Below are 7,451 nucleotides of genomic sequence, written 5' to 3' on the forward strand. Positions count from 1 at the left end.
TCTGGGCCATAAAAATAAACAGTTAGTTAAGATCTCGACTATTTACAGCTTGGCAACGCAAGGTACAATTAAAATCGTACTTGGCGCCGCTCAACTGATCGATACTTGATCAACTAGCGCAAAGAATGATCATGCGTCGGCCCTGACGAGATCCCCTTTAACCGCCACTTCTACCAGTACCAGCCGCCCCGGGATCTGGCTGCCATCGACGCCGATCTCGATGCAGTGGCCAAAGAGATTATGCAACTGCTGGCGGAGGTGCACTCATGAGTGAGGTAGTGGCAAATTCTCCGCAAGGGTTGACGGGGAAATATAAGCAGTATCCTGAATATAAGGATTCGGGAGTGGAGTGGGTTGGTGACATGCCACGTCATTGGCAATCGAAACCAGCTTTTGCTGTTGTGATGGATGAGTGCATAAAAAATAGCGATGGTGCAGAGTCGAACGTGCTCTCTCTTAGCTATGGGAATATTGTAGAGCGTGACGTAGAAACCAATTTCGGTTTGCTGCCTGAATCGTTCAATACCTATCAGATTGTCAACCCCGGTGACATAATTCTACGGCTAACAGATCTTCAAAATGACAAGCGTAGCCTTCGAGTTGGTCGGTCAACATTGCAGGGAATTATTACATCAGCTTATTTGAAACTATCTTGTAGCGGTGAACTTAACGATCGTTATGCCTATCGTCTTCTGCACTCGTATGACACAACGAAGGTGTTTTACGGAATGGGCGGCGGGTTGCGACAATCCATGAAATTTGAGGATTTCCGCCGTTTACCCTTTTTGGTGCCACCCCTAGAAGAACAACGCACCATAGCCGCTTTCCTCGACTATGAAACTTCCCGAATTGATCGGCTGATTGCCCAGCAGCAGCGGCTGATCGAACTGCTTAAAGAGAAGCGGCAGACGGTGATTTCCCACGCCGTCACCAAGGGCCTCAACCCCAACGCCCCCATGAAAGATTCCGGCGTCGAGTGGCTCGGCCAAGTGCCAGAACATTGGCAAATTCAAAAAACAGCATGGCATTTCACAGCTCAAAAAGGGCGTAATGGCCAAATGTTAACAAAAGAATACTGTGGCGAAAACTCAGGTGATTACCCCGTCTATAGTGGACAAACTGAAAATAACGGTATAATGGGGCGCATTGATAGTTTTGAATTCGACTTTGGTAATGATGGTTGTTTGTTTTCTACAACTGTTGGTGCTAAAGCCATGTCACTTTCATTGTTAAAAGGTAAATTTAGCCTGTCTCAAAATTGCATGGTTATTATTCCGAGAGAAAATAACGCTTTCAGCGTAAGTTTTGCATTTTACCATTTTCAACCACTATTCTCTTACGAGAGAGGGCTCATTCCTGAGCATATGCAAGCATCGTTCAGAATGGATGACTTATATCAGTATTCTATTGCTATGCCACCAGTTAGTGAACAGATTGAAATTTCTGACTTTATTAATGGCGAAGTAATAAAAATAGATTACTTGGTACAAATTGCAGAAAAGGCAATAACCTTGATGCAAGAACGCCGCTCCGCCCTGATTTCCGCTGCCGTCACCGGCAAGATCGATCTGCGTGGTTGGACGCCGCCTGCCGAAGAGGTGGCCGCATGACGCTAACGGGGCTGGCGTGCTACGACTTTGTCAGCCAACTGGCAGCCTTGCCGTTTGTCGAGGCGATCTGGCTGTTTGGTTCACGGGCCCGTGGCGATCACCGTGAGCGTTCCGATATCGATCTGGCCATCGAGTGCCCCTCCGCCAGCGAGGCGCAATGGCAACAGGTGTTGGCGATCGTCGATGAGGCCGATACCCTGCTCCCTATCGATTGTGTGCGACTCGATGAGGAGTCGCCCCAGAGCCCGCTGTATCAGGCCATCCTGCGTGACAGGGTGCCTCTCTACCGACGAATGACGCCTTAAGGAAGTGCAATGAGTCTGGATCTGAATCTGGTTGCCCTTGGCAACGCCCTGCAACGTCTCGCCGAATCCCTGAGCTATGACGCGAGCCAACCGCTGGTGGTCGATGCCAGCATCCAACGCTTCGAGTTCTGTATCGAGCTGACCTGGAAGACCCTGAAAAAGGCGCTGGCCGCAGAAGGGATTGAGGCCAATACCCCCCGTGAGTGCATGAGCCAGGCCTATGCGGCCCATTGGCTGGCCGATGAAACGGTCTGGTTGTCGATGCTCAAAGATCGCAACCTGACCTCGCATACCTACAAGGAAGCTCTTGCGGTCGAGATCTATAGCCGTCTGCCGGGGCATCTGGCGGCGATGCAGTCACTTTATCAGGTACTGCTGGCCCGAGGGGGTCAGCCATGAGCCTGGACCTCAGTTTGGAAAATAGGGCCCGCGAGAAGGCCTTTCAGGACCATATCATCGAGCAACTGGCTGCATCAGGTTGGCTGGTCGGTGAGTCGTCTCGCTACGACAAAGAGCGAGCACTCTACCCGGAAGATGTGATCGCCTATGTGCAGGAGAGCCAGCCAGAGGGGTGGCAGAAATACTGCAAGACCTACGGTGAGGAGCCAGAGCGTCATCTGCTCAACGCCGTGGCTCGATCCCTTGACAGCGATGAGCGGGGCACCTTGTGGTTACTTCGTCATCAGGTAGAGGATCGAGGGCACCGGCTGGCGGTGGCCACCTTCAAGCCCGACCATGACCTTAACCCAGAACTGGTCGAGCGGTATGCCAAGAACCGACTGCGGGTGGTGCCGGAGCTGGTCTACAGCCCCCATGGCTATGAGGGGCGGCTCGATCTCACTCTGTTTCTCAACGGTATTCCGGTGGCAACGCTGGAACTCAAATCGTGCTTCAAACAGAGCCTGGAGAACGCCAAGCAGCAGTACCGCTTCGACCGCCCACTGGTGACGGCGGGCAAGCGTGAGCCCTTGCTGGCTTTTCGTCGCGGAGCACTGGTGCACTTTGCCGTCAATCAGTTTGAGGTGGCGATGACCACCAAGCTGGCCGGAGCAGATACCTTCTTCCTGCCGTTCAACCGTGGCACAGCCCAAGGCGGTGCGGGGAACGATCAGCCTGAGACAGGGTTCGCCAGCGAGTACCTATGGCAGGAGATTTTCGCGCCCGAGACCTTCCTCAATATTCTGGGTCGCTATCTACATCTGCAAGTCACCTTTGATGAGGACGCCCTTGGCCGTCGTAAGAAGAAAGAGACGATGATCTTCCCCCGCTACCACCAGTGGAAGGTGGTGGAGACGCTGCTGGAGACGCTCCAGCAGGAAGGGAGCGGCCAGAAGTATCTCATCCAGCACTCGGCGGGCTCTGGCAAGTCCAACTCCATCGCCTGGCTGACCCATCAGCTGGCCTCCCTGCGACGTGACGGAGAAAAGCTGTTCAACTCGGTCATCGTGGTCACCGATCGGACCGTGCTCGATAGTCAATTGCAGGAGACCATCGCTCAGTTCGATCACGCATCCGGGGTGATCTCCCGCATCAATCGGGAAGAGGGGGATGGCAGCAAGTCAGCCCAATTGGCCGAGGCACTGGCCAGCGGCACCCCCATCATCATCGTCACCATCCAGACCTTCCCTCATGTGCTCAAGGCCATCCAGGAGAGCACCAGCCTCAAAGCCAGTCGCTTTGCGGTGGTTGCCGACGAGGCCCACTCCAGCCAGACCGGTAAGACCGCCCGCCAGTTGCGTGAGGTTTTGATGGCCGAGCAGCTCAATGATGAAGAAGAGCTCTCCGCCGAGGACGTGATGAACCTGACTCTGGCTGCCCGCGGTGGCAGCCAGAACATCAGTTATTTTGCATTCACGGCGACCCCTAAGGCCAAGACGCTGGAGTTGTTCGGTCGCCTGCCTAAGCCCAATCTGCCGATCAGCGATGAGAACAAGCCGCAGCCGTTCCACGTCTACACCATGCGGCAGGCCATCGAGGAGGGCTTCATTCTCGATGTGTTGCGGAACTACACCAACTACCAGTTGGCGTTCAAGTTAGCGATGGATAGCGAAGCGGCCGATGCAGAAGTGGACAGCAAGAAGGCCAAGCGCAAGCTATCCCAGTGGGTCCGGCTGCACCCGCACAACATTGGCCAGAAAGTGCAGGTGATAGTCGAGCACTTCCGCCAGCACGTTGCACCGCTGCTGGCCGGTCAAGCCAAGGCGATGGTGGTAACCAGCAGCCGGATGGAGGCGGTCCGTTACAAGCTGGCGTTCGACAAGTACGTTAAGGACCAGGGTTATCAAGCCATTCGGGCCATGGTGGCCTTCTCGGGCGACATCGAGGACGAGGGACAGACGTGGAACGAGCGGAACATGAACCCGGAGCTGAAGGGCAGGGACATGCGTAAGGCGTTCGATACGGCTGACTATCAGGTGATGCTGGTGGCCAACAAGTTCCAGACTGGGTTCGATCAGCCCAAGCTGTGTGCCATGTATGTGGACAAACGCTTAACCGGGGTGGACTGCATCCAGACCCTCTCGCGGCTCAATCGCACCTATCCGGGCAAGGAGAGTACCTATGTACTCGACTTCGTGAACGACCCGCAGGATGTGCTGGAAGAGTTCCAGAAGTATTACGAAACCGCCACGCTGGACTCAGTGTCGGATCCCAACCTGATCTATGACCTGTTTCACAAGCTCAAGGGCGAAGGGATCTTCACCTGGCCCGAGGTGGTGGCGTTTACCGATGCCTACTTCGACCCCAAGCGGGGTGCCGATGCCTTTTTGCGGCACGCCGTTCCGGCCAGAGATCGCTTCGCCAAGCGTTACCGGCTGGCCATCGATGCTATTCGGGAGTGCCGGACCCAGCTCAAGTGGCTGATCGAACAGGGCGCTTCAGGTAGCGACCAGGTGAATGCCGAACGACGCCTCAAGGAGGCCGGGGAAGCCCGTTCGGTGCTGGAGCTGTTCAAGAAGAACCTCAACGGTTATGTGCGGTTTTATGAGTTTGTCTCCCAGATCACCCCCTTCGACGATTATGACATGGAGCGGCTGTGTGTCTTTGCACGCCACCTGCTGCCGCTGCTGCGGGAAGAGGTGTTGGATGAAGAGCAAGTAGACCTTTCCTCGGTGATGCTGAGCCACTACCACCTCAAGGCCAAGCGGACTCAGGATCTGCAACTCAAAGAGAATGCTGCCGGTTATGGGCTGGAGGGGATCGCCTCCCTCGGCAGCGCCAAGCCGAAAGAGGAGAAGAAGGATTTCCTCTCCGAACTGCTGGCTCGGATGAACGATCTGTTTGGCCTGGAAGTGACTGATGGGGACAAGCTCGACTGGGTGCAGGGGATGGTCAGCAAGCTAAGCGAGAACGGCCCCCTGATGGAGCAGGTCCGCAATAACCCACGGGAATCGATTCTGCATGGCGATTTCCCAAATGCGGTGGATGAAGCCGTCATCGGACGAATGGAAACCCAGCAGGGCATGTCGCTGACGTACCTCTCTCACCCCGATAAGGCCAGGGCATTGCAAAATATGCTGCTGGACTTGTTGCTCGAGGGGTTGGCTGGCCATCAGTCATTACGGACACAGAGCCAGTAGGCGTTTGCTGGAGAAGCATGTCAAGGCTGACGTGCTCCTTCACCCGGCAACGAGACCGAGCAAAGGAAGTGGGAACACCATCCTAGGCTAGGTCGAGGAGGTCTGCCGATCTGCTGAAATTTTGGCAGATTTAAGAACTTTTTCTACGAAGTCTCATACAGAAAAAGTTCTATAAAATGCTGAAATTTCGGCAGATTGAACACCCTAAATGGCCCCTTTGCCTTTGATGGCGGGCAAAAGGGCCAGATTCAAAATCAGCAGATATTAGCCTTGCGGGTTCCGCAGTGGACGCCAGACGTATCCTGATAGCTCTTTGGCATTTGCCGGGGGCAGAGTATGCAGATCATCTGCTTCGAAACCGAAATGGTTCATCATCTCTGACAGGGAGTAGCAGAGTTGATCGCCTTCCGCTTGACTGAAGGTGCCGTCATAGCGCTGGATGAAGTTCGGGGTGAAGCTCTCACCTGTTGTGCAGACCGGCAGCGTCTGTATCTTGAGATCTTCTGGCCCACCTTCTGTAATCTTGACGGCGTACCCGAGCAATGGGTAACGCTCTAGGGTCGTTTCTCCGTTGTCATTTGGTTCGACAATGATGTAACCGTACTCACTGGGCTGAGCGGGGATAAAATGAGTAGTTGCCACTGGTGTTCTCCTTCACACAAAACGAGACGATATTGCTAAAAAATGGTCTCAAGTGAGTTTTAACCCCTCTTTTTTGACCGCAAGTGGAAACATATCGCGTCATGAAGGGGAAAACCGTGAAATCCGTCTAAAAATTTCTAAGAGGGCTCATAGGTGAATGTGGGCCCCTGCACCCCTTATACCAGTTCCGTTCGGATTCAATAACAACCAAATCCCCTGGCATAAGTAACTCGTGTACCCAAACGACGCGAGGTTACTGTTATGTCACAACACTATGATGATCACCCCGATCACATCATCAATCAGGCATTGGCCATTCTGGAGAGCCGACAGCGGCATCTGGGCCACGCCTTCACTCAGCCCAAAGCGGCAGCAGACTTCCTTCGGCTCAAGATGGGGGAGTACGAGCGGGAAGTGTTCGCCGTCATGCTGCTCGACAACCAACATCGACTGCTCGATTACCAGGAGCTGTTCTTCGGCACCATCAATGCGGGCACTATTCATCCCCGTGAGGTGGTCAAGGCGGCCCTCAACAGAAACGCCGCAGCGGTCATACTGGCCCACAACCATCCCTCCGGTATGGTCGAGCCTTCAGATGCAGACAAAGCGATTACCACCCGTCTCAAGGAGCTGCTTGAGATGGTAGACGTGCGAGTGCTCGACCACTTTGTGGTGGGACAGCACGACATCGTCTCGTTTGCCGACAGGGGGCTGCTATGACCCCATCCAAACCGCTACAGACTCTGTTCGCCAAGATCATCGGCAGCTACCCCGATGCCACCGCCCTGACCCTCAACTTCCGCAGTCCCGATTATTCCGCCGACACCGGTGGTTACCGTCCGGTCGAAATCCGTCTGGAAAAACGGGCTGAGAGCTGGGGGATGGCCTACGTCACCGAGTTCACTTACCTCGGTGGCGAGCTGGTCAAGGATCTCGATTTTGACTTCAACGCCGGGCTGGCCTCACAGCTCTGGTGTGGAGAGCGGCCGCTGGCCACCACCATGGACCTCTACCGGCTCTGGGAGAGGAACTTTCTCGCCTATCACCGGATGGAGGTCTACCGACTGAAGATAACCCCTGAGTAATTGCAATGAACGACTTCATGAAAACCTTGCTGCTGGACGCTTTGAAGGCAGCCCTGACGGCGTTTGCGTCGGTCATCGTCAACGCGTGCATATTCCGGCCGATCATGAACACCAATTCCGATTCAACGTGAACACCATTTCCGGACCAATGTGAACGCTCATTCCGGTTCAACCTGAACACTTCGCCCCTCCTTTCCGGAAACAGTGTTCAACATCCCGGAATCACTGTTC

Annotated in this window: 7 protein-coding genes; 6 read left to right on the forward strand and 1 reads right to left on the reverse strand. The window is 54.5% G+C overall.

The features are described 5' to 3' along the window. Positions 1–266 precede the first annotated feature (266 nt). The 4 genes from J9889_RS13195 to J9889_RS13210 are packed head-to-tail and all read left to right on the forward strand — an operon-like array spanning position 267 to position 5,493. Positions 267–1,610, forward strand: coding sequence for a restriction endonuclease subunit S (locus J9889_RS13195; protein ID WP_210556979.1), 1,344 nt, complete (start codon positions 267–269; stop codon positions 1,608–1,610). Beyond that, positions 1,607–1,915: a nucleotidyltransferase domain-containing protein gene (locus tag J9889_RS13200; RefSeq protein WP_005345154.1), complete on the forward strand. Its 309-nt coding sequence runs from the start codon at positions 1,607–1,609 to the stop codon at positions 1,913–1,915. Before J9889_RS13195 ends, J9889_RS13200 begins: the two co-directional genes overlap by 4 nt. A 9-nt stretch (positions 1,916–1,924) precedes the next feature. Further along, positions 1,925–2,314 (forward strand): HI0074 family nucleotidyltransferase substrate-binding subunit, encoded by a 390-nt coding sequence (locus J9889_RS13205; RefSeq protein WP_005345157.1) that lies wholly within the window; start codon positions 1,925–1,927, stop codon positions 2,312–2,314. Beyond that, positions 2,311–5,493, forward strand: a complete 3,183-nt coding sequence (locus J9889_RS13210) for a DEAD/DEAH box helicase family protein (protein ID WP_210556981.1) — start codon at positions 2,311–2,313, stop codon at positions 5,491–5,493. The genes J9889_RS13205 and J9889_RS13210 overlap by 4 nt, the downstream gene beginning before the upstream one ends. Before the next feature lie 264 nt (positions 5,494–5,757). Here J9889_RS13210 and J9889_RS13215 read toward each other — a convergent pair whose 3' ends face one another. Next, positions 5,758–6,135, reverse strand: coding sequence for a hypothetical protein (locus tag J9889_RS13215; RefSeq protein ID WP_024943929.1), 378 nt, complete (start codon positions 6,133–6,135; stop codon positions 5,758–5,760). A gap of 261 nt (positions 6,136–6,396) precedes the next feature. On the opposite strand from J9889_RS13215, the gene radC reads away from it, so the two are divergent. After that, positions 6,397–6,855 (forward strand): DNA repair protein RadC, encoded by a 459-nt coding sequence (gene radC, locus J9889_RS13220; protein ID WP_210556983.1) that lies wholly within the window; start codon positions 6,397–6,399, stop codon positions 6,853–6,855. After that, positions 6,852–7,220 carry a DUF2787 family protein gene (locus J9889_RS13225; protein ID WP_210556985.1) on the forward strand — a complete coding sequence of 123 codons (369 nt, stop codon included), beginning with the start codon at positions 6,852–6,854 and terminating at the stop codon, positions 7,218–7,220. The genes radC and J9889_RS13225 overlap by 4 nt, the downstream gene beginning before the upstream one ends. Positions 7,221–7,451: the final 231 nt, after the last annotated feature.

The sequence above is a fragment of the Aeromonas sp. PrichA-15 genome, assembly GCF_017939245.1.
GTDB classification, from domain to species: Bacteria; Pseudomonadota; Gammaproteobacteria; order Enterobacterales; family Aeromonadaceae; genus Aeromonas; species Aeromonas caviae.

Excerpts from the sequence above, each read along its gene's own strand:
- J9889_RS13195 (WP_210556979.1), top strand. The coding sequence starts at position 267 with ATGAGTGAGGTAGTGGCAAATTCTCCGCAAGGGTTGACGGGGAAATAT.
- J9889_RS13200 (WP_005345154.1), top strand. The coding sequence starts at position 1,607 with ATGACGCTAACGGGGCTGGCGTGCTACGACTTTGTCAGCCAACTGGCA.
- J9889_RS13205 (WP_005345157.1), top strand. The coding sequence starts at position 1,925 with ATGAGTCTGGATCTGAATCTGGTTGCCCTTGGCAACGCCCTGCAACGT.
- J9889_RS13210 (WP_210556981.1), top strand. The coding sequence starts at position 2,311 with ATGAGCCTGGACCTCAGTTTGGAAAATAGGGCCCGCGAGAAGGCCTTT.
- radC (WP_210556983.1), top strand. The coding sequence starts at position 6,397 with ATGTCACAACACTATGATGATCACCCCGATCACATCATCAATCAGGCA.
- J9889_RS13225 (WP_210556985.1), top strand. The coding sequence starts at position 6,852 with ATGACCCCATCCAAACCGCTACAGACTCTGTTCGCCAAGATCATCGGC.